At 33.9% G+C, this 21,609-nt stretch carries 26 protein-coding genes, 1 tRNA gene and 1 pseudogene; 9 read left to right on the top strand and 19 right to left on the bottom strand.

The features are described from left to right. Positions 1–11: 11 nt before the first annotated feature. Genes R2I74_RS01000 through R2I74_RS01010 form a run of 3 tightly spaced genes read right to left on the bottom strand, consistent with a single transcriptional unit; the run spans position 12 to position 3,258 of the window. Complete coding sequence (locus R2I74_RS01000) at positions 12–1,475, bottom strand: proton-conducting transporter transmembrane domain-containing protein (RefSeq protein WP_394355843.1); 1,464 nt, start codon at positions 1,473–1,475, stop codon at positions 12–14. After that, positions 1,475–2,887, bottom strand: coding sequence for a proton-conducting transporter transmembrane domain-containing protein (locus R2I74_RS01005; RefSeq protein WP_316353246.1), 1,413 nt, complete (start codon positions 2,885–2,887; stop codon positions 1,475–1,477). The genes R2I74_RS01000 and R2I74_RS01005 overlap by 1 nt, the downstream gene beginning before the upstream one ends. Then, complete coding sequence (locus tag R2I74_RS01010) at positions 2,881–3,258, bottom strand: Na+/H+ antiporter subunit C (RefSeq protein ID WP_316353248.1); 378 nt, start codon at positions 3,256–3,258, stop codon at positions 2,881–2,883. The genes R2I74_RS01005 and R2I74_RS01010 overlap by 7 nt, the downstream gene beginning before the upstream one ends. A gap of 300 nt (positions 3,259–3,558) precedes the next feature. Here R2I74_RS01010 and R2I74_RS01015 point away from each other — a divergent pair, with 300 nt between their 5' ends. Both R2I74_RS01015 and R2I74_RS01020 read left to right on the top strand, forming a co-directional pair. Further along, positions 3,559–3,828 (top strand): hypothetical protein, encoded by a 270-nt coding sequence (locus R2I74_RS01015; RefSeq protein ID WP_316353249.1) that lies wholly within the window; start codon positions 3,559–3,561, stop codon positions 3,826–3,828. A gap of 99 nt (positions 3,829–3,927) precedes the next feature. Then, positions 3,928–4,002: transfer RNA gene (locus tag R2I74_RS01020), tRNA-Asn, on the top strand. 704 nt (positions 4,003–4,706) lie between these two features. Here R2I74_RS01020 and R2I74_RS01025 read toward each other — a convergent pair. Next, a complete protein-coding gene (locus tag R2I74_RS01025; protein WP_316353251.1) occupies positions 4,707–5,918 on the bottom strand; it encodes a hypothetical protein in 1,212 nt (403 codons plus the stop codon). A gap of 347 nt (positions 5,919–6,265) precedes the next feature. Between R2I74_RS01025 and R2I74_RS01030 the strand changes: the two genes are divergently transcribed. From R2I74_RS01030 to R2I74_RS01045, 4 genes are all read left to right on the top strand, one after another. Next, positions 6,266–6,883, top strand: coding sequence for an ATP-binding cassette domain-containing protein (locus tag R2I74_RS01030; RefSeq protein ID WP_316353252.1), 618 nt, complete (start codon positions 6,266–6,268; stop codon positions 6,881–6,883). Positions 6,884–6,900: 17 nt separating this feature from the next. Next, complete coding sequence (locus R2I74_RS01035; RefSeq protein WP_316353254.1) at positions 6,901–7,890, top strand: ABC-F family ATP-binding cassette domain-containing protein; 990 nt, start codon at positions 6,901–6,903, stop codon at positions 7,888–7,890. Between the two features lie 123 nt (positions 7,891–8,013). Then, positions 8,014–8,451: a hypothetical protein gene (locus tag R2I74_RS01040; RefSeq protein WP_316353256.1), complete on the top strand. Its 438-nt coding sequence runs from the start codon at positions 8,014–8,016 to the stop codon at positions 8,449–8,451. Beyond that, positions 8,405–9,394 carry a hypothetical protein gene (locus R2I74_RS01045; protein WP_316353257.1) on the top strand — a complete coding sequence of 330 codons (990 nt, stop codon included), beginning with the start codon at positions 8,405–8,407 and terminating at the stop codon, positions 9,392–9,394. The genes R2I74_RS01040 and R2I74_RS01045 overlap by 47 nt, the downstream gene beginning before the upstream one ends. Positions 9,395–10,208: 814 nt before the next feature. Here R2I74_RS01045 and R2I74_RS01050 read toward each other — a convergent pair. The 3 genes from R2I74_RS01050 to R2I74_RS01060 all read right to left on the bottom strand — a co-directional run bounded on the left by R2I74_RS01050 (position 10,209) and on the right by R2I74_RS01060 (position 12,109). Continuing rightward, on the bottom strand, positions 10,209–10,769 hold the full coding sequence (locus R2I74_RS01050; RefSeq protein WP_316353004.1) for an IS630 family transposase: 561 nt from the start codon (positions 10,767–10,769) through the stop codon (positions 10,209–10,211). Beyond that, positions 10,763–11,248 carry a helix-turn-helix domain-containing protein gene (locus R2I74_RS01055; RefSeq protein WP_316353080.1) on the bottom strand — a complete coding sequence of 162 codons (486 nt, stop codon included), beginning with the start codon at positions 11,246–11,248 and terminating at the stop codon, positions 10,763–10,765. The genes R2I74_RS01050 and R2I74_RS01055 overlap by 7 nt, the downstream gene beginning before the upstream one ends. A 46-nt stretch (positions 11,249–11,294) precedes the next feature. After that, a protein-coding gene (locus R2I74_RS01060; RefSeq protein ID WP_316353258.1) for an IS5 family transposase occupies positions 11,295–12,109 on the bottom strand; the annotation gives its coding sequence in 2 pieces (ribosomal slippage) (positions 11,295–11,719 and positions 11,719–12,109; 816 coding nt in all). Positions 12,110–12,273: 164 nt separating this feature from the next. On the opposite strand from R2I74_RS01060, the gene dcm reads away from it, so the two are divergent. After that, positions 12,274–13,515: a DNA (cytosine-5-)-methyltransferase gene (gene dcm, locus R2I74_RS01065; protein WP_316353259.1), complete on the top strand. Its 1,242-nt coding sequence runs from the start codon at positions 12,274–12,276 to the stop codon at positions 13,513–13,515. Here dcm and R2I74_RS01070 read toward each other — a convergent pair. The 4 genes and pseudogenes from R2I74_RS01070 to R2I74_RS01085 all read right to left on the bottom strand — a co-directional run bounded on the left by R2I74_RS01070 (position 13,501) and on the right by R2I74_RS01085 (position 16,017). Further along, on the bottom strand, positions 13,501–14,205 hold the full coding sequence (locus R2I74_RS01070) for an Eco47II family restriction endonuclease (protein ID WP_316353260.1): 705 nt from the start codon (positions 14,203–14,205) through the stop codon (positions 13,501–13,503). The genes dcm and R2I74_RS01070 overlap by 15 nt on opposite strands. A gap of 99 nt (positions 14,206–14,304) precedes the next feature. After that, positions 14,305–14,537, bottom strand: a pseudogene (locus tag R2I74_RS01075) (integrase core domain-containing protein); the annotation flags it as partial. A gap of 660 nt (positions 14,538–15,197) precedes the next feature. Next, positions 15,198–15,572, bottom strand: a complete 375-nt coding sequence (locus tag R2I74_RS01080; RefSeq protein ID WP_316353262.1) for a hypothetical protein — start codon at positions 15,570–15,572, stop codon at positions 15,198–15,200. An 88-nt stretch (positions 15,573–15,660) separates the two neighbouring features. Continuing rightward, positions 15,661–16,017, bottom strand: a complete 357-nt coding sequence (locus R2I74_RS01085; RefSeq protein ID WP_316355236.1) for a transposase — start codon at positions 16,015–16,017, stop codon at positions 15,661–15,663. 43 nt (positions 16,018–16,060) lie between these two features. Between R2I74_RS01085 and R2I74_RS01090 the strand changes: the two genes are divergently transcribed. Together R2I74_RS01090 and R2I74_RS01095 are read left to right on the top strand one after the other, a co-directional pair. After that, the gene (locus R2I74_RS01090) at positions 16,061–16,546 is read left to right on the top strand and encodes a helix-turn-helix domain-containing protein (RefSeq protein WP_316353080.1); all 486 of its coding nucleotides are present in this window, start codon (positions 16,061–16,063) and stop codon (positions 16,544–16,546) included. After that, positions 16,540–17,100, top strand: a complete 561-nt coding sequence (locus R2I74_RS01095; protein WP_316353004.1) for an IS630 family transposase — start codon at positions 16,540–16,542, stop codon at positions 17,098–17,100. The genes R2I74_RS01090 and R2I74_RS01095 overlap by 7 nt, the downstream gene beginning before the upstream one ends. Here the strand turns inward: R2I74_RS01095 and R2I74_RS01100 are convergent. From R2I74_RS01100 to R2I74_RS01135, 8 genes are all read right to left on the bottom strand, one after another. After that, positions 17,097–17,297 (bottom strand): hypothetical protein, encoded by a 201-nt coding sequence (locus R2I74_RS01100; protein WP_316353264.1) that lies wholly within the window; start codon positions 17,295–17,297, stop codon positions 17,097–17,099. The two genes, R2I74_RS01095 and R2I74_RS01100, sit on opposite strands and share 4 nt — an antisense overlap. Before the next feature lie 54 nt (positions 17,298–17,351). Then, on the bottom strand, positions 17,352–17,507 hold the full coding sequence (locus R2I74_RS01105) for a helix-turn-helix domain-containing protein (RefSeq protein ID WP_316353265.1): 156 nt from the start codon (positions 17,505–17,507) through the stop codon (positions 17,352–17,354). A gap of 20 nt (positions 17,508–17,527) precedes the next feature. After that, positions 17,528–17,836 carry a helix-turn-helix domain-containing protein gene (locus R2I74_RS01110; RefSeq protein WP_316353007.1) on the bottom strand — a complete coding sequence of 103 codons (309 nt, stop codon included), beginning with the start codon at positions 17,834–17,836 and terminating at the stop codon, positions 17,528–17,530. Between the two features lie 59 nt (positions 17,837–17,895). Next, entirely contained in the window at positions 17,896–18,117 is a 222-nt protein-coding gene (locus tag R2I74_RS01115; protein ID WP_316353266.1) for a hypothetical protein, read from the bottom strand. 70 nt (positions 18,118–18,187) lie between these two features. Further along, a complete protein-coding gene (locus tag R2I74_RS01120; protein WP_316353267.1) occupies positions 18,188–18,316 on the bottom strand; it encodes a hypothetical protein in 129 nt (42 codons plus the stop codon). A 630-nt stretch (positions 18,317–18,946) separates the two neighbouring features. After that, positions 18,947–20,119 carry a cation:dicarboxylate symporter family transporter gene (locus R2I74_RS01125; RefSeq protein WP_316353269.1) on the bottom strand — a complete coding sequence of 391 codons (1,173 nt, stop codon included), beginning with the start codon at positions 20,117–20,119 and terminating at the stop codon, positions 18,947–18,949. 135 nt (positions 20,120–20,254) lie between these two features. Continuing rightward, positions 20,255–20,893, bottom strand: a complete 639-nt coding sequence (locus tag R2I74_RS01130; protein WP_316353270.1) for a 3-oxoacid CoA-transferase subunit B — start codon at positions 20,891–20,893, stop codon at positions 20,255–20,257. Between the two features lie 4 nt (positions 20,894–20,897). Further along, positions 20,898–21,596 (bottom strand): CoA transferase subunit A, encoded by a 699-nt coding sequence (locus tag R2I74_RS01135; protein WP_316353271.1) that lies wholly within the window; start codon positions 21,594–21,596, stop codon positions 20,898–20,900. Positions 21,597–21,609 lie beyond the last annotated feature (13 nt).

Here is a 21,609-nt window from a genome sequence, read left to right on the forward strand (position 1 = left end):
ACCAAGCTATCTTAAATATATACTAAAAATCTGCTAATTAATTTTTGAATCAAGAAGAAACCAATAACTCCTGCAATACAAATAACGATGCTAATCAGCATTGATAATGGCAATTTATCCTCTAAATTATGATTAGTTGGAGTATTGGTTTTATAAATGAATATCAAAATTTTAGTCATATATAAAGCTGATAAAATTGTACTAATTGCTATTATAACCATAATGAGCAATTGTTGCTGTTGTGCTGCGGCCAGCATGATATAAAATTTACTGATGAATCCAGCAAACGGTGGCAGCCCAATTAATGATAAACTGGCAATGAGCATGATCAGGCTGGTTTTTGGCATCGCAACCTTAATTCCCAATAAATCTTTGATTTGACTAGTATGGTTTATACTATAGTAAGAACCTGCAGCAAAAAATAAACAAATTTTCGTTATGGAATGTGAGACCATATGCAAAATTGCAGCGGCGATAGATTTTTGGGTAAACATAAATGCACTCAAAAGTGCTAGCGCTAATTGATTGATTGTCGAATAAGCTAAAATCATTTTTATATTATTCGCTTGCAGCCCTTTAAAAGCACTATAAAAAATAGTAATTATCGGTAATAAAATTATCCAGTTAAAGGGAGTAAATAATGAGTGTAAATATTTAAGCCCAAAAACATATATAATTATTTTAAAAATACAAAATAATCCAGCCTTTACCACTACTACGGCATGTAATAATGCACTTACCGGATATGTAGCAACCATTGCTGTTGGTAGCCATCCATGTAAAGGATATATAGCTGCTTTACTGATACCGAAAATAAACATTAAAAATAAAAAAATTGCTTGAGTATCAGAAAAATTATCCTGGATAAAACCGTCGTAAATAAAACTTCCATGATCTACTTTTGCATAAATAATTAAAATAGCTGGAAAAAACAGCAACATAGAGCTGCCCATTAGTATTGTTAGATATTGATAGAGTTTATCGTATATTGCTCCAGCTTTAACATGGATAATTAAAGGTATAGTTGCCAGAGTAAGGAGTTCATAGCAGCAAAACATAGTAAATAAATTTGCTGATAATGATAATAGTGCTCCCATCAAGATGATGAGGTTGAAAAAAAACAGAAATCTTGATGAATTTGCAATATTATTGATTACCAAATACTTAGTAGTATATAGCAAAGCACAAATCCATAAGCTTCCTAGTAAATTAAGAAAGATAATACCGACAGCTTCTAGATGTAAGCTAAAAGCATAATGATCAAAGGCGAAAAGTATGATATTTGCCCGAATACCATGAAGGAATAGCCAATCAATAATTATAATATTGATTAGAAATATAGTGCTGATTAATAGCAATAATATATTACGGATATTACTATCCTCTTTAGTAATAAAAGGAGTAAGTAAATTGACGCTACCAATTATTAGGGTAGAAATAACCGAAAAGTTAGCGGTAATAAAATTTTCTAAGATCATAATAATGGTAATGTAATAAGCTGTAATATTATAATTAAGTAAAATGCATACGGTTTTGTATGTAGTTTATGTTCTTCTGTATCATAGCTAGGTTTAGCATTGCTAAAAAGGAGTAAACTAGCAATTCTATAATGATATAGTAGGGACAGTGTGGAGCCGATAATAACTGTAAAAAATTCAAGCCATTTACCATCGCTAATCAATAAATCAAGCATTTTGATTTTTATAATAAACATCGGACTCAAAGGAAGACCACTACTACAAAATAGTATACCGATGATTGTGCTATACAAAAGCGGTCTCCTTTTTATCAACGATAGATAATTACTGTTAACTTCAGTATAAGCGATAATCATGAATAAGCCGGCTTTATTCAGCCCATCGATAAATAATAATTGATATAGAATAGGAGATATCTGGGCAGAAGTAATGGTTAATAGTAACATGGCATAGCCTACCCCAGCAGCGGCACCATAGATAACAATCTTTTTTATATTGACTGATATAGTAGCAAACCATGAGACTAGTATTATTGTTGCTAATGCTAAAGGAGTGATGAAGTTAGCGATAGTCTGTAATTGTTGTTGATCTTCAATCACAAAGTAAATGAATCTAATGCAAATATAACTGCCAACAATAGTTGATATACTGCCAAGGTAAGCTAAGATGCTTGCTGGGGTTGATGAGTATGCGCGCATCATCCAGAAATGCATGGGAAAGAACGCTATTTTTAGTAATACTCCAATCAAAATAAAGCTTACCGCAGCAATTACTATCCTTGAATCGTATAAACCAATTAAACGTTGATGAATATCTGAGATGTTCAGGCTACCAGTTTGATTTAAGATAAAACCAATGCCAATTAAAATAAGAGTAGCGCCAATAGTACCAAGCATTAAATAATCGAAAGCACCAATAACTGCGCGTGAATTACCACCAGTCGCCATCAATACATAAGTGCTTAGTGAAGAAATCTCGATGAACACATAGAGGTTGAATAAATCATTGGTACTAATAATTCCTATATAGCCTGCATGTGCGAACAATAATATTGCATAAAATAAATGTTGCCTATTGCTGGGAATAAATTTAATTATCGATTCCTGGATAAAATAATGACCAGCGGTTAAACAAAATAATAGGATACAATTAATATAAATAATTATCGGTTGATTGAGATAATCCAGCCGATATTCAATACCAATCGGCGCCTGCCAATTACCAAAATTGTAAGATAATATATTATTTTGTAATATCAATATTCCATAAATACTTATTGCTGAGTTTAATATAAGCGCAAACACACTAAGTGCTCTGGCAATGCTGGATTTACTACTTAGAGCTACGAGTAGAGCGCTAGAGAAGGGGATCAGTACTTGTAGAGCAGGGAGGTGCTTTGCTATTAACATTCAGGCCTGTCTATATCAGTTTCTTTTAATAAAATCTCATTTTCAGAAATAGTATTATATTGTTGGTATATTCGATAAATCAAAGCTAGTCCAACCGCAAAAGTTGCAAAACCAACTACAATAGCCGTAAGCACTAATATGTGTGGCAGTGGGTTAGAATATGTGTGTAAGCATGAATTAGAATCTGCAATACACCGGTCAATTGGTGGTATACCATTTTTAATTTTTGCAAACGCAATATAAAAAATTAATACAGCGCTTTGAAAAATGCCTAATCCAATAATTTTACGTAGATAATTATCACTAGCTAGCATAATGAATAGGCCACTAGTCATTATTATTACTGCGCAACAATAAATCCAATGATGCATATAAAATATACCTCTTTTAACAGACAAAATTTGTAAGACTCTATTGAGTATACTTTAAATAATCTAAAAGCATAAAACTACACTCAAAAAATTTATAGAGCAAGAAGTCTAATACATTCATGGTTTTTTTGTATAGATCTTAATTTAGTGGGCTTTTGTTTAAAAAAACTCTAGACCATTGTCTAAAGATTTGCTATATAAGTTACTACTTCAAAGAGTATGTGATATATAGTTCTTAATACTAGCTCTACAAATCTAAGTTAGTTTGATTAATTCAAAAATCTTAAGGAAAGTAGGTATATGAAAAATAATGAAGATACTGATGAAGATAACGTTCCATCTAGCGCTATTTCACTTGCTAAAAGAGAAAACAATCGTTTAAAACAGGAACTACAAACACTAAAAGATGAAACTGCAAGAGTACAGGCAGAGCAGGCAGAAATTGATAGGATTAACCAAGAATCTTTGGAGAACCAAAAGGTTATTTTGGCGCTTAAAGAAACAATATTTAATAATGAAGCTTTAATATTGGGACATATATTGTTACCGGATAATGATGAAGTTGAGTGATATTTCTGTGTTTACAATTCATTAATTTACTCAATTTTTGTTAAACATTAAGTTTACGTCGAAATATCTGCACAATATTTTTTGTCCTTTATTCCTTAATCCTCGGTAGCTCAGTGGTAGAGCAAACGGCTGTTAACCGTTCGGTCGCTGGTTCGAATCCGGCCCGGGGAGCCAATAATTATATTAGCCTCATAAATTTCTATAAAATTTGTTCATACCCCACGGTTCAATTTCAAAAAATATAGCTAGAGTCAGTAGGTGGTGATAGTTGAATTTTAAAGTGAGTGCGTGCAAGCAAGTACTTAATTTGTTTCGCACAAACCTTACATTAAAATTTGACTATCATCACCTACTGACTCTAGCTATACCGTAATCAACTTAGGGAGTTGTGTTTATTTTGTGTGCTGCATTAATTACAGCAACCACCACCACCGGATTCAGAGCTGCTTCCATTATTTGCGTCTGCTGGATAGGTTTTATTAACTTTATTAGCATTGCATGCTGAGAACATTATACATAGTATAAAATAGAGCAGAACAGACTTTTTCATTTCTTTACCAAACCTTAACTTAATTATATTGATTTATACCTGTTTAATTTCGTCATTGAAATTTAACTACACATCATAAATCGATTTGGCAAGAAATCTATATAATATTAAATGTTTTATATATATTTATAGTTTCTCTAGTTGAGTTATCACAAATATTATTAATCAGTGAAACTCATTTGCTATAGCCTACGTCACTTATGTAATGACAATGGTTTTGTCAGAATCAAAAGGTATGCTTTATAAAAAAAGGGTGAGTTTCTACAACATTAAAAGAAACTCACTACTTTTTTTGACAAAGCCAATCGCGAAAGAACTTTTAGGCTTATTAATAAATATCAGCTCCTTCATTAAGTTGTCCGATGGCATTCACAAGTATAACATCTGCAATTTGTTGATTTTCAGCATTAAGTAAATCTAGATTTGCTGGTAAACCAAAATTGTGAGCTTGTTCTTGGAAGATATCATTCAATATTTGTAGAGTGGTAGGATTAGCAGTATTAGCCTGAGCAGTTAGTTCTCTTAACTCAGTTAGAGCTTCGGTTATTGTAAGATGTGCAAAATGCTCATGAGCATCATGTAAAGCTATATCATGCTGCGTTTGATTTAGAGTAATCGCTACAGCAGTAGCTGCAGTTGCTTGATTTTCAGCAGTAAGTAAATCTAGATTTGCTGGTAGACCAAGATTGTGAGCTTGTTCTTGGAAGATATCATTCAATGTTTGTAGAGTGGTAGGATTAGCAGTATTAGCTTGAGCAATTATATCCATTAACCCAGTAAGTGCTTGAATTGGTGTAAGATTTTCAAAAGTCTCACGAGCATTAAGTAAAGCCATATCATGTTGTGTTTGATTTAGAGTAATCTCGACGGCAGTAGCTGCAGTTACTTGATTTGTAGCATTAAGTAAATCTAGATTTGTTGGTAGACCAAGAATGTGAGCTTGTTCTTGGAAGATATCATTCAATGTTTGTAGGGTATTAGGATTAGCGGTATTAGCTTGAGCAATTATATCCATTAACCCAGTAAGTGCTTGAATTGGTGTAAGATTTTCAAAAGTCTCACGAGCATTAAGTAAAGCCATATCATGTTGTGTTTGATTTAGAGTAATCTCTACAGTAGTAGCTGCAGTTGCTTGATTTTCAGCAGTAAGTAAATCTAGATTTGCTGGTAAACCAAGAATGTGAGCTTGTTCTTGGAAGATATCATTCAATGTTTGTAGGGTATTAGGATTAGCGGTATTAGCTTGAGCAATTATATCCATTAACCCAGTAAGTACTTGAATTGGTGTAAGATTTTCAAAAGTCTCACGAGCATTAAGTAAAGCCATATCATGTTGTGTTTGATTTAGAGTAATCTCTACAGTAGTAGCTGCAGTTGCTTGATTTTCAGCAGTAAGTAAATCTAGATTTGCTGGTAAACCAAGAATGTGAGCTTGTTCTTGGAAGATATCATTCAATGTTTGTAGGGTATCAAGATTAGCGGTATTAGCTTGAACAATTATATTTCTCAGTTCGATAAGTTTAATAATAGTATCTATCATAATTTCTTCCGCTTATAAGTTATTTAATATATATATCATAAAAATTAACAAGAGTCAAGTACCATTTGTTAGTTTATTTGTTTGATAATTAATTTTAATACAAATAAATTATTATAGTTGTAAATTAATTAAGATTTAGGTACAATATTTTTTTGCTTTTAGCTAGATGTAGATAGTTACTTTTAGAATAATTATGCTATGATAAACTTTAATTTAAAGTGAATTTATTTTAGAATCTATTATTCAGCCATTGAGAATCTTTGGAATTTTTTGCTACTGCATTTTGTACAAGATATCTTCTCCTCGTATTTTTAATTACCATTTAATTAAGCAATAAAGTTATATAAATGATTACTGTTATTAATCTTGCCATGCAATATGGGCCTAAATTATTATTCTTGGATGTGAATCTTAACCTCAATACTGGCAACAGATACGGGTTAGTCGGTGCAAATGGTGCTGGTAAATCTACATTTTTTAGGGTTATTACTAAAGAGGAAGAACCAAGCGGTGGTACTATTAATATTGTAAAAAATTCTCGTATTGGTTGTCTAAAACAAGATCAATTTCTATTTGAAAATACTTCAGTAATTAATAGTGTGATTGCTGGAAGAAAGGAATTGTGGCAAGCATTGCAAGAAAAAGAGAAGTTGCTTGCACTAGATATTTGTGATGAGGAAACTGGTTATAGACTCGGAGAATTAGAACAAATTATCTATGATAATGATGGCTATACTGCAGAAATTTTTGCAGCGGATTTACTAGTTGGGCTTGGTATAAAAGAAGAATACCACTATCAGCCGCTTGGTTGTTTATCTGGTGGTTATAAACTCCGAGTATTGCTGGCGCAAAGCCTGTTTAATAACCCTGATGTTTTATTACTTGATGAACCAACCAATCACCTTGATATAATTTCAATTTATTGGTTAGAAAACTATCTTAAGCAAAATTTAGGGGAGTATTAATATTTATCTCACATGATATGATGTTTCTTAATAATGTAGCCACAAGTATTTTAGATATAGATTATGGCGAAATAAGACAATATGTTGGTAATTATAATAAATTTATTGTCGAAAAACAGCTGATTAGTGAGCAAAAGCTTAATGAAGCTAATTATCTTGAGAAAAAAATAGCTGGTATGCAGATGTTTGTTGATAAGTTTCGTGCAGGAACTAGGTCAAGACAAGCGCAATCACGTGAGAAGCAAATTGAAAAGATAGAATTACCGGATATACAAAAAACTTCACGTATTAGCCCATATTTTCATTTTAAGCAAAAGAGACCTTCTGGAAAATCGGTGCTAAAAGTCGAGCAAATATCCAAGAATTATGCTGAACAAAAAGTACTACGTTCGGTAAATTTTACTCTGCAATGCGGAGAAAAAATAATCATTATTGGACCGAATGGAATTGGTAAATCCACTTTACTTAAAATTATTTTGGGAAAAATAGCTGCGGATATTGGTAGTTATGAGTGGGGATATGAAGCGCAAATATCTTACTTTGCTCAAGATCATCATGAATTATTGAATGAGAATATTAGTGTTATTGATTGGCTATCAAAACAAGTAGAAGATAAGTTGATTAACAGTTTGCGTAATGTTCTTGGACAAGTATTGTTTCGTCAAGATGAAGCTAATAAGAATATTTTAAACTTAAGTGGTGGTGAAGGTGCTCGTCTATTACTGGCAAAAATTATCCTTGAAGAAAGTAATATACTGGTACTAGATGAACCTACTAACCATTTAGATATTGAAGCTAAAGAAACATTGAAAAAAGCCTTAGTAAATTATCCTGGCACCTTAATATTAGTCACCCATGATAGAGATTTTGCAAGTCATATAGCCGGTAGAGTCATAGCTCTAAATAATAAAGGGATTATCGATTTTAAGGGTACATATCAAGAATATTTAGTTAGATATGGTAATGATTATTTGGATAGTAACTGGGTGCTAGCGAACAAAGCTTAATTGTATAGAAGAAATAAATAAAAAGTTAAGTAAAATAGTATTTAATCACTCAATTTTAGAATTAAACACATATATACGAGTAAGTCCGTGTTAATATGAATAATTAATTAATGGGTTAAGAATATGAAAGATGACGAAAACAAAAAAAGGAGATCTTCAGTTTCAGAACGGCCTAAAAGTAATTGGGATAATCAAACTAAACAAGAAGAAGAGAAAAAACAAGCGGAAAAACAATCCTGGCGTAAGCAAGCGCTAAAAACGTTAAAGGGATTAAATATGTTAACTAATGCAGCAATTGGAAAAAATAATCTTCAAATTGGTATAGCCACCACAGGAATAGCTCTTGGGTTAGCTCAAGGAGAGGGAAAAGAAGAGCCTAAAAAATGGTATCAGAAAGCATGGTCGGCAGTAGTTGGGGGAGTGAATGCTGCTTATAAAGCAGTTACAGGAAACGTTGCTACAATCGCTATAACTGGATTAGCTCTTGCGGCTGGGGTAGCAAACTGGAGGAGTGGTGCCTATAGTGGTAGGTGCTGTTACATTGGGACTAAAAGTAGCTAAAACTGCTGTAGATGCCAATAAGGCTATACAAACTCGTAAATTAAATGAAGAAAATAACGCATTAGTTGATTATGCAACACAAGCAATTATCCAAAAAGAAATACTAAAGCTTGAGCCTAAACTGGACTTAGTCAAAGAACAGTTGCAAGGAACAGTAAAATCAGGTCAACCAGATAAAGCCAGTAAGCAAGAGCTGACACTTAGTAAAGGAACAGCATTAGTAGAGAAAGTTCTCGGAATATTAGAACGTACAGTAGGCACTACTGGTGCAGTTATTACGAATCCAGCGCAAGCAGCTATGACTATTGGCAAAGCGGTGGGTTTCTATGCTAAGGATACTATTATAGGAGAAATTACTAAAACTCCAGAATTAAGAGCAGAATTGGTAAGATTAATAAATAATGAAAGAAATGGTAAAGATGCAGGTTATGATAATATTCAGGATCTACAAGAGCAAACGCGTAAACTAAAGATAGATAATGCGGCGTTAAAAGAAACTATAAAGGGGACAGATGTTCTTTTACTTACTAGCCAAGATATTCAAAATAAATTTATAGATAAGCGGAAAGAAATAGAGAAGGAAACACCAGAGGTGCGGTATGAAAAACAAAGTGGCGGCAAAGCAATTTTGCAAGGTATTGGGGATGCATTAAACCCATATAGTCAATTTAATGTAAAAGAACATTCAGGATTAGTAAAAGCTACAAGAAAAGAAGAAGTAACCCTTAAGCAAGAGGCTACTATTGATACCACTAATATTACGCCTAGACCAAGAGCTCAGAGTATGAGTGATATTAGCCATAACTCAAAAGGACAACTAGAGTCTATAAAAACAGATTTACAGAAAACTTTGAAAGTTGAAAGCAAGGAGCCTACTCTTAATAATCAAAATAAAAAACAATCTCAAGGTAAAGATACTGGTAGCGGTAGATCTTCCATATAAAAATAAGGTCTATTGAAAAAGTGGGGATTTAACTTGATGATGGTTATAGTGAGATTCACAGACATTGTTTCAATTTTTTGTCTCTATGTTCTGTTGATCTGCACTTTTCTTAGGAGAAGAATGAGGCTTGCGACTAAGCTCTTTTAATCCCATACCTTCTTCTGCATAACGTTTTAACCATTTGCGTGTCGAGAAATGCCACATCTGCTACATACAATCCCTGCGTCTTTTACTTCTTGATATAACTTTAATCCAATCTAAACGCGTTTTTTGTAATTTATCCATTCATGGATTTTAGCACATCTAAAAATTGAAACAATGTCTATAAATCATATACATTAGAATCAGGTATAATACCTTACATCCCAGGTAACTCAAAGCCTACATAATCATTTTGCGTCAAGCGCAAGATCCTTAACTGAAGCCCTATTCGTAGTTGCCCTAGAAAACAAAATTTAAAGTATGGTGAAGCCTTATTTATTTAACTTGACGGTATCCTCTGTAGTCATATAAAGTAAATTTATGAACAATAATTAATATTATTAATATGAAAATTATGAAGATTTACGCTGTTATTTTTTTGATTACAATACTTTGTGCTTCAATTTTTGTTATAACTAATTCTGCTATGACTAAACAGGATAATAACCACACTATTTTCTTGCCTAATAACAATTCTGCTAGTTTTAAAAAATAATATTAATTAGGCCTCTTTTACAAGTGTGGACTCATTAGACCTCTTTCGAAACTCATTTACCAAGATCCCAATTATATAAACCAGCAATTAAATTGAACCTAATACCGATTGCAATAATTAACACGGTGTATTTATCCAGTCTCTATACATAATTGATTTTACTAAATCTACATTCTGAGCAAGTTGATTCCAAGCGTAACAAGCCATAGTGACAATATCTTCATATGCACCGTAACATTGGTTAGACAAGAAATGATTTTTGATCCACTCCCAAACTTGTTCCATTGCATTAAGTTCTGGTGCATAAGGCGGAAGCGGTATCAAAGTGATATTGCTTGGAACAGTTAGTTTTTTGGCTGTGTGCCAACCTGCATTATCCATTAGTAAAGCTATATGTCGGTTGCTTTGAGTAGTGAGAGAAAGGTCTTCTAAGAATTTATTCATTGCCCGTGTGTTGGCATATGGTAAAATTAATGCAAAAGATTCTCCCGTATCATGGCAAGCAGCTCCGTAAATGTATGTTGAAATGAATTGCTGTTGCCGAACTTTACGGGGTCTAGTGCCGCGTTTAGCCCATATACGAGTTAAGCTACCTTGTTGCCCAACTCGAGTTTCATCCTGAGACCATATATCAACGTTACATCTATCGATATTTTTTGGTAATAATTCTGTTAACATGTCTGGGAAGTTTTTTTATATGTATTTTGAGTCTCTTGATTTGACTTTGGATGCATTGAACGAGAAGTAATCCAGCTAAAACCAAGGCGATGCATAGTATTGTAGACTGTTTTTAAAGCGCATTTAGCGCCATATTCCTCAAGCAACATGTTATGTAGCTCCTTTGCGGTTATATACCCGCCAGTTTCACTTTCACTGAGCATATTGATTTTATCAAAAAGAGCAGATTCTTGTAGAGTGTTAATCTTCCTAGGAGCGCCGCTTCTTTGTGATTCAAATAAACCTTCAAAACCATGATTTCTAAATCTTCTGAGCCATGATTGCACGGTTTTCCAGTGCAACTTCACTATTGCAGATATGGCTTTAAAAGATTTGCCTAATTGAAGGTGATACATCGCCAATAAACGTATGCGATTCCGACCATGCGGCTCATGTTTCATCATTTTTATAAAATCATGATCATGAAAACCTAGCGGCAATATTAACTTAGCTATTTGAGTACCTTTTATCCGTTAAAAATCCATTTTAGGCCACCGCGTTAATTATTGCAATTGGTATAAGACCAAATCTTTTGCATCTATTTCGATATTTATCAGCAATTATTTTAAAACGCTTTAACATACCTATAACATTTTCATTTAATACTCTGTCACTTGCTAAACTTCTATTATTTTTCTTATCTTCTTTGGTTAAAGCATTCTTTTTACTCTTTTTCTTTGGTAGCTCAGAATTTGTATGAATCTTCTGTAAGCCTTGATAACCAGTATCAGTAATCACTTTAACCTCAGGCAGTATATGGGTTCTTGATTCTTTAAATAATTTAAAATCATGACGCTTACCATTGGAAAAAGAAGTGCATATGACTCGTTTGCTTTTCTTATCTACTACTATTTGAGTCTTTAACGTATGTCTTTTCTTTTTACCTGAGTAATAGTATTTCTGTTTTTTTGGGGTCGCTCTATAGGGCTTTCTGTAGCATCTATTAAAACTAATTCATACTCCATACCGCTTTTAACTAGAGCCTTCTTACCTGGAAGAGCAAAATCCGGATGTTTTATTAGAGTGTCTTCAACAAAACGAATTGTTTTAAATGCACTGCTTTCGCTAACCCCATAATTCTTAGCTATATGAAAATAGGTACGGTATTCCCTTAAATATTCAAGTGTCATTAATAGGCTGTCTTCCATACTAAGACTAGCTCTTCTGCCACCTTGGTACCTCCTATTTATTTGTTTCTCTGTCTTTAAAATCCCTACCATCTTTTCGAATGTACTATTTCTTACCCCAGTTAATCTTCTAAAATGCTCTTCCGATAAAATGCTTAAATTTTTATATCTCATATAGTTCTAAATTAAGTAAATTCGACTTTATAGCATATTTAGTCCAGTTTCGAAAGAGGTCTATTATAATTTAATGACATTAAAGTTTTGCCGAACTTTGAATATTATTTTGCATTTTCTGAATAAAAATATATAGTAACCAATACATAAGCAGTGGTTATTATATGAGTGCCCAAAATGAATTTGCTGCCGCTAGACTGTCAATTGCAGAAGCAGGTAATATACTTAATGTGTCTTTAGATACTATAAGACGCTGGGAAAAAAAAGGTCTTGTTAAAGCACATCGCGATAAAAACAAGCACCGTTTTTTTAATTTTGAAGAGCTAAAACGGCTTAAAACAAAATTATCAGGTGAAAATAATATTGGGTTTAAAATACTAACATCAGAACAAAAGACTCCTTTTAAAGTTGTCGAACTATTTGCCGGAGCCGGTGGATTAGCACTAGGTCTACATAACGCCGGTCTTGGTTGTGAAATGCTTGTTGAGATTGATAAAAATGCTGCTACAACTCTTAAAATAAATAAGCCGGACTGGAATGTCATTAATTCTGATATTGGCAATATTGATTTTAGTTTAGTAAAAGCAGAAGTACTCTCAGGCGGTTTTCCGTGTCAGGCTTTTAGCTACGCAGGTAAACGTCTTGGTTTTGAAGATACCAGGGGTACTTTATTTTTTGAATATGCAAGAGCGGTTAAACAAATAAAACCTCAAATTATACTAGCAGAGAATGTCAAAGGCTTAGAAAAGCATGATAATGGTAGAACTTTATCAACTATGCTAGAAATATTAAGCGAATTAGGCTACCGACTTGCCTACCGAATCTTGCGTGCACAATATCTTGATGTAGCACAAAAAAGAGAAAGGCTTGTAATAATCGGAGTCAGAAATGATTTACAAACTCACATTGCTTTCCCTAGAGAACAAGATTATACAATTAGTATTCGCGAAGCTTTACATAATGTGCCGGTTTCAAATGGACAAAATTACACCGATCGTAAAAAACAGATAATGCAGTTGGTATCTGAAGGTGGATATTGGAGGGATTTGCCGGAAGAAGTTCGGAAAAAATATATGGGGGCAAGTTATTATCTAAGTGGAGGAAAGACCGGCATGGCTAGAAGATTGTCATGGGATGAGCCTTCTCTAACTCTTACATGCAATCCGGCTCAGAAACAAACTGAACGCTGTCATCCTGCAGAGACACGCCCTTTAACTATCCGTGAATATGCTCGCATCCAATCCTTTCCCGATTCTTGGCAATTTCATGGTTCTGTTGGTTGCCAGTACAAGCAAATTGGCAATGCCGTACCGGTTAATCTAGGTTACCATATCGGTAGATGTATTATTGCTATGCTAAATAATAGTTTTGATGAACACAATATGGTTATCTTATCCGAACGCTGATTTAAAAAACACTTGAATAAATTCCCGGTTAGCTAGTTTAAATTCAGGTTTTAACTTCAATATTACTGTTGGAATTACTGCAAATAATTGTTCCAAAGCATTATCAATCCCTGTTACTAGCGCATAAAAACTATACCCATCTATCTGCCTAATCAAAGAGTTCGAGAAACATTTTGATCCTGTACTAGCATTAGATGGGGTAAATTCTATGTTGTAACGCTGTGATTTTTTGGGTACTATCTCTATATAGTATGATGTATATCCCTTATACATATGACCTTTACGCATTACTAAATCCTCTAGTTTAAAGTATAGCGCAGCTCTGTCAGAAGCTTTAAGAGTATTATGTTTGTTTTTTATTTCACCAATAATTTTTCTTTCGTTATTAATAATATCTACTATTTGCCCGCTGCCTAAAGATTTCCACTCATTTACCGAGCCCAATATACGTTGGTGAAAATTACCTATATGATTGGATAGGCTTTTTTGTGCCTGACGTATCTTTTCATTATTGATCCATTCTTTAGCTTCTATTCCAAAACTAGCCATTTCAAGTATTACTGAAAATGGATCAATAACATTACGATCAAACTTGCTCTCTGCTTTATATATGGCTTCTTGACCCTTATCAAGAATTTCTCCAATTATTTCTTCGAGTATTTTATCTTCTATAAAGCTTAAGTAAGGCATATATTTTTTCTTCTAAATGTAGTAACATTCTAATTATTAGTCAAATCATGTGCTTTATCAATAAAAGTACTTTTTCTATTGATAAAGCATGAAGTAATTTTAGATTATAGATATAATATATTCTTCATTATTTTTTTCAACGGCGAGTTTTTTACTATCGATAAAAGTTTGCATAGGCGTTTTGCCATAACAGAACTTTCCTGAGTGCAGACGTTCATAATTATAATAATTTAGCCAGATATCAAGATCTTGTTGTAGCACTCAATAGAAGTGTAAATTTTTTTACGCATAGCAGTTTCAAAAAACTCTTGTTTCATAGTTTTATTAAATTGTGTGATTCGTATACATTGTTACAATTCAATTATCCGAGAAAGTTAAAACTAACTGTTAAAAATATTAGTAGAGCTTTAATAGAAATACTTCAAGAATGATTTTAAAAATTAGGTTATGTGGTAGAATATGTGAGGTTGTGGGTAACTGCTAAAGTTATCCATCAAACCCACATATTGGAATAGGAGCCATAGTTAATCTTTACTTGACCCTACATTTTTGTTGTAACGATGTATATGAATCATACAATAATAATCCAAGGACATCTCCGCTATATGTCGCTTACGTCCTTATATCTAACGTTCTTGGTCTTCCATTCGGTTTTGCTTCGGGAATTAGCAGCTCAATAATATCCCATTGCTCATTCGTTAAGTCCAAAGAGTAAATTTTGTTTGATATAATTTTTGTCTCTTCATTTTTGAGGTACTATGTCATAAATTTTTGCTTCCGGAATTAAGTAAATATCCAAACCTCTACCTTTTTGGACACGCTCTAAAACTACTTTCTCCGGAACCTTGTCATCTAGAAAAGTGCAATCTCAAAAAAACGAGATTACGCTAAAATGTAAAATATTAAACATATTTGCAGCCTTGACCGTTAACACATTGGATCATGCCATCTAAAGTTTGGGAAAAGGGGAATCTTATACACTTTGTAGCGATTCATTCAACAACGGGTTCCAATAATCTCTCAGTTTTTTGGACTAGTCTATCAGCTAATACGATAGTTGCAATTGAGCCTTTAATACGAGCTACCGCTTCTTTAAAGTTATTTGAATCATCTTCATAGTTAGTATTCAAATAACTATTAGCTGCATTATCCTGTGCTTGAATAGAATTAGCTAACGCAGCTGAAGCATTATTAAAACTTTCAATCTGACCACCAATTAATAATAAACCATTAGTTATCCTAACCATTACACTATTCTTAGTTGGATCAGGGTCAGCGATAAGCTCTTGTGCGTTTCGCTGCTCAGCGGGACTTAAAATGTCTGGTGGAGCTGCTAACCCAGTTGTATTTTCAGATAGCTCTGGCATTTTAAGTTGAATAACATCTATCGTTAACGCTCCTACTCTCACATTAAGCGGAACTTTAGCTATAGAGGTATTATACCAATTACAATAATTAACACGGTGTATTTATCCAGTCTCTATACATAATTGATTTTACTAAATCTACATTCTGAGCAAGTTGATTCCAAGCGTAACAAGCCATAGTGACAATATCTTCATATGCACCGTAACATTGGTTAGACAAGAAATGATTTTTGATCCACTCCCAAACTTGTTCCATTGCATTAAGTTCTGGTGCATAAGGCGGAAGCGGTATCAAAGTGATATTGCTTGGAACAGTTAGTTTTTTGGCTGTGTGCCAACCTGCATTATCCATTAGTAAAGCTATATGTCGGTTGCTTTGAGTAGTGAGAGAAAGGTCTTCTAAGAATTTATACCAATCGCAATAATTAACGCGGTGGCCTAAAATGGATTTTTAACGGATAAAAGGTACTCAAATAGCTAAGTTAATATTGCCGCTAGGTTTTCATGATCATGATTTTATAAAAATGATGAAACATGAGCCGCATGGTCGGAATCGCATACGTTTATTGGCGATGTATCACCTTCAATTAGGCAAATCTTTTAAAGCCATATCTGCAATAGTGAAGTTGCACTGGAAAACCGTGCAATCATGGCTCAGAAGATTTAGAAATCATGGTTTTGAAGGTTTATTTGAATCACAAAGAAGCGGCGCTCCTAGGAAGATTAACACTCTACAAGAATCTGCTCTTTTTGATAAAATCAATATGCTCAGTGAAAGTGAAACTGGCGGGTATATAACCGCAAAGGAGCTACATAACATGTTGCTTGAGGAATATGGCGCTAAATGCGCTTTAAAAACAGTCTACAATACTATGCATCGCCTTGGTTTTAGCTGGATTACTTCTCGTTCAATGCATCCAAAGTCAAATCAAGAGACTCAAAATACATATAAAAAAACTTCCCAGACATGTTAACAGAATTATTACCAAAAAATATCGATAGATGTAACGTTGATATATGGTCTCAGGATGAAACTCGAGTTGGGCAACAAGGTAGCTTAACTCGTATATGGGCTAAACGCGGCACTAGACCCCGTAAAGTTCGGCAACAGCAATTCATTTCAACATACATTTACGGAGCTGCTTGCCATGATACGGGAGAATCTTTTGCATTAATTTTACCATATGCCAACACACGGGCAATGAATAAATTCTTAGAAGACCTTTCTCTCACTACTCAAAGCAACCGACATATAGCTTTACTAATGGATAATGCAGGTTGGCACACAGCCAAAAAACTAACTGTTCCAAGCAATATCACTTTGATACCGCTTCCGCCTTATGCACCAGAACTTAATGCAATGGAACAAGTTTGGGAGTGGATCAAAAATCATTTCTTGTCTAACCAATGTTACGGTGCATATGAAGATATTGTCACTATGGCTTGTTACGCTTGGAATCAACTTGCTCAGAATGTAGATTTAGTAAAATCAATTATGTATAGAGACTGGATAAATACACCGTGTTAATTATTGCAATCGGTATTATTCATTGCCCGTGTGTTGGCATATGGTAAAATTAATGCAAAAGATTCTCCCGTATCATGGCAAGCAGCTCCGTAAATGTATGTTGAAATGAATTGCTGTTGCCGAACTTTACGGGGTCTAGTGCCGCGTTTAGCCCATATACGAGTTAAGCTACCCTTGTTGCCCAACTCGAGTTTCATCCTGAGACCATATATCAACGTTACATCTATCGATATTTTTTGGTAATAATTCTGTTAACATGTCTGGGAAGTTTTTTTATATGTATTTTGAGTCTCTTGATTTGACTTTGGATGCATTGAACGAGAAGTAATCCAGCTAAAACCAAGGCGATGCATAGTATTGTAGACTGTTTTTAAAGCGCATTTAGCGCCATATTCCTCAAGCAACATGTTATGTAGCTCCTTTGCGGTTATATACCGCCAGTTTCACTTTCACTGAGCATATTGATTTTATCAAAAAGAGCAGATTTTTGTAGAGTGTTAATCTTCCTAGGAGCGCCGCTTCTTTGTGATTCAAATAAACCTTCAAAACCATGATTTCTAAATCTTCTGAGCCATGATTGCACGGTTTTCCAGTGCAACTTCACTATTGCAGATATGGCTTTAAAAGATTTGCCTAATTGAAGGTGATACATCGCCAATAAACGTATGCGATTCCGACCATGCGGCTCATGTTTCATCATTTTTATAAAATCATGATCATGAAAACCTAGCGGCAATATTAACTTAGCTATTTGAGTACCTTTTATCCGTTAAAAATCCATTTTAGGCCACCGCGTTAATTATTGCAATTGGTATTATCCGTTCCGTTAAAAAGGTTTCTTCTATCAAAGCTAGCATTTTGAAGTTGATAATTAATATTGATAATATTTGCTACATACGAAGCATTTAGAACTTCTAATGTTGCAGGGTTTGCTGTATTTGCTTGAGCTATAATGTTTTGTAATTGCACTACCTGCTGTTTGCCAGATAGTAATGCTGATTGAGCAGTTTTAAGCAAGCTAATGCCATAAGTAGTACTTTTACTTTTTAGTACTGTTGCTGTATCACGTAGCTGTGAACCTACAACGTTAATCTACGATATTAGCTTTACCTCTATCACCTGTAGCCAAGCGCTCACCAGCATCACGTAATTTTAAAGTTGCTGCTTTCATTGCATAACCAGCAACCTGGCTAATTGGGTTAATAAAATCTGTCATATTATTTATTTTTTCTAAGAGTTGTTTTTTAGAGATTAGTATCATAAGGTATGATTGCATATTTTTTAGATAATGCAATTATGTTTTCTTGACTATTTTTAATTGTGAGACGAACCATCTCTGTCGTTTTGGTGCATCCCCATGTAGTATTTGCCCTATAAATCCCGTTGTTGAATGAATCGCTACAAAGTGTATATAATCCCCTTTTCCCAAACTTTAGACGGCATGATTCCACTCTGATACGAATCCAGATGATCTAAGATTAACAGAATATTCAGCTGCAGATTTTCAAACTTTGTGTACTCGCAGGAGTATTATTGAAAATTTTGAGCAGGTTTCACAAAAAATTGGCGAGTTATTCGGTATGATTAATAATGATAGAGCTTGCTTCAAGAGCTATCAACAACTGATATAGGAGTAAAGTTGTAGCCAGGACAAGGATCATTTAATTTAAATATATTACCGCCATTGGCACAACAAGTATATTATACAATGATGAGTGCTCAAGTAAACCAAAGCGGTACAATTATCAATTATAAAAGCTTGGAATAATTTACAACGTTCACAGTGCACGTAGGTAGGGTGAGCTGTGTCTCCTTCAAAACTGACTGCTAACCTTTATTTAAGTTGTTATTGCTCCACTGAACTTCTAAATTTTTTAGAAATCTTATTAAAAATAATAGCAAAGGCGCCGTTCCCAGTAACATTTGCAGCAGTGCCAAAAGGATCGAATAATACATAGATTCCAGTAATTAGAGCCAGCATATCTCCGCTAAAATGAAGATATGATTCAATTAATGGCGCTACTACTAGAATTACTCCTCCTGGAACTCCGGCAACTGCAAATTTTGATACTGCATAGAATAACGCAAAAATATAAAATTCACTAAATTTAGGAACTTCCATACCAAAGGCTGAAATGGTAGTCATGCACAAAATGGTTATTGCTAATGCGCTGCCTAAAGTATGAATATTAATTGATGCTGGAACAATAATTCTTGCCGCAAGTTCATTACCGAGATTTTTTTCTGAGGCCATCACCAGAATAGGCAAAGACGAAGCGCTTGAGGAAGTACTAAAACCAATTAAAGTTGCTGGCAGGATATTTTTGATATATTGCAAAAATAAAGAAAGTTGAAATTTTGAGGCGATTAAATATAGCATGGTTAAATATAAGATTTGAGCGGAAACAACAATAAATAAAATTTTACCATATATATGTAGCGCTTCTGTTAATAAACCATCATGTTGTAATTTAAACATCGAGCCAAGGATAAAGATTGGTAAAATTGGTATAAAGAAATATTTTAAAATATTTGTAGAAATATTGTTTAATATTTTGCTGAGAGTGTATATCTTTTGAGACGGATATATTGAGCAGATAATGCCTAAAATAAAGCCTGAAATTAGCGCTTGCTCATTAGCTATTAATGGTTTAAAGCCGAAATGCCAAAGTGGCTGTAATGTAGTACGTGCTGTCGATAATTCTAGAGGCGGTATATCTATAAAGTAGGTCAATGATCTACCAATAAAGTAGCCAGTTAATATGCCAAGTAAGTTAGAAATAAAAACACAACCAATCAGTAAGAAAACAAACCTTATGGCTTTTTTTGCATTTAAATTTATTAGAGAACAAAAAATAAAACAAAATATTATAAATGGTAATATAGTGATGATTAATGATTTAATGGTAATACTTAATGTATAGCTAAATAATATAAATTTTTGTGGAATAAAACCACTGCAAAATATTGGTATTATTATAGATAATATTGTAAAAAATAAGAATTTAGCTTTTTTCATTATTTAAGGATTTATATAATTACATAAGATTTAGTTATATTTGATATCATTCCTAACATCAAGCAGGAATGACATCAAATGAGTGAATGACAAGCAAAAGCTTGGAAATTACATGTAGGAGGTAGAAATTCTAAATTAACACCTATTTACAAAAGTAGCAGTGGTTTTTGCAATAATCTCATCCAAAGTAACTCCATCGGCCTTACGAATCAAGTGCATTTCATCGTTAATAATATCAAAAATTCCTAAATCAGTAATTATTCGATCTACTACACGAGCTCCAGTAAGAGGTAAGTTACATTTATCGACTAATTTTGGGCTACCATCTTTAGCTGTATGTTCCATTAACACCACGATACGTTTAACATTAGCTACTAAATCCATAGCTCCACCCATACCTTTAACCATTTTACCAGGTATAGTCCAATTAGCCAAATCTCCAGTCTGAGATACTTGTAGTGCTCCTAAAATAGTAAGGTCAAGGTGAGCTCCTCTAATCATCGCAAAAGATGTGGCGCTATCGAAGTAACTACTATCAGCTAAGGCAGTAACGGTTTGTTTGCCAGCATTAATTAAATCTGGGTCTTCTTCTCCTGGATAAGGGAATGGTCCCATACCAAGCATACCATTTTCACTTTGAAAGACTACGTTTATACCTTGAGGAATGTAATTTGCAACATCTGTAGGTATCCCAATACCTAGATTAACGTAACTACCATTTTTTAATTCAAGATCTGCAGCTATTTTGCACATTTGTTCTTTAGTCCACGGCATATTTCTACCTATTTCGGTTGGTAATGCGTTCTATACGTTTTTCATATTTCTCACCTAATATCAACCTGTGAATAAAAATACCAGGGGTGTGAATGTTATTAGGATCCAGTGAGCCAACTTCCACTATTTCTTCCACTTCACATAATGTCATTGTTGCTGCGGTAGCCATTACTGGGTTAAAATTTCTAGCAGTCTTGTCATAAATAACATTTCCAGATTTATCAGCCTTCCATCCTTTGATAATCGCAACGTCCGCAGATAAAGCGGTTTCCATTAAATAGTTTTCACCATTAAATTTACGTATTTCTTTCCCAACTTCCGCGATAGTACCAATGCCGGTTTTAGTATAAAATGCTGGAATACCGGCGCCGCCGGCTCTAATGCGTTCTGCTAGAGTACCTTGAGGATTTAATTCTAATTCCAGAGTACCGTCTAAGTAATTTTGTTCAAAAATCCGATTTTCTCCTACGTAAGAAGAGATCATTTTTTTTATTTGACCATTCTTGAGCAGTAAGCCGAGTCCAAAATCATCGATGCCACAATTATTGCTAATGACAGTTAAATCCCTGACTTTGGTACGTAATATGGCGCTAATTAGATTTTCAGGGATGCCACAAAGGCCAAAGCCACCAGCCATTATTGTCATTCCGTTGCGTAACAAGCCTGCAAGAGCTGCATCAGCAGAAGTATAAATTTTATTCATAGGAGTTTATTTG

The sequence above is a fragment of the Candidatus Trichorickettsia mobilis genome (genome assembly GCF_963422225.1).
Lineage (GTDB): Bacteria > Pseudomonadota > Alphaproteobacteria > Rickettsiales > Rickettsiaceae > Trichorickettsia > Trichorickettsia mobilis_B.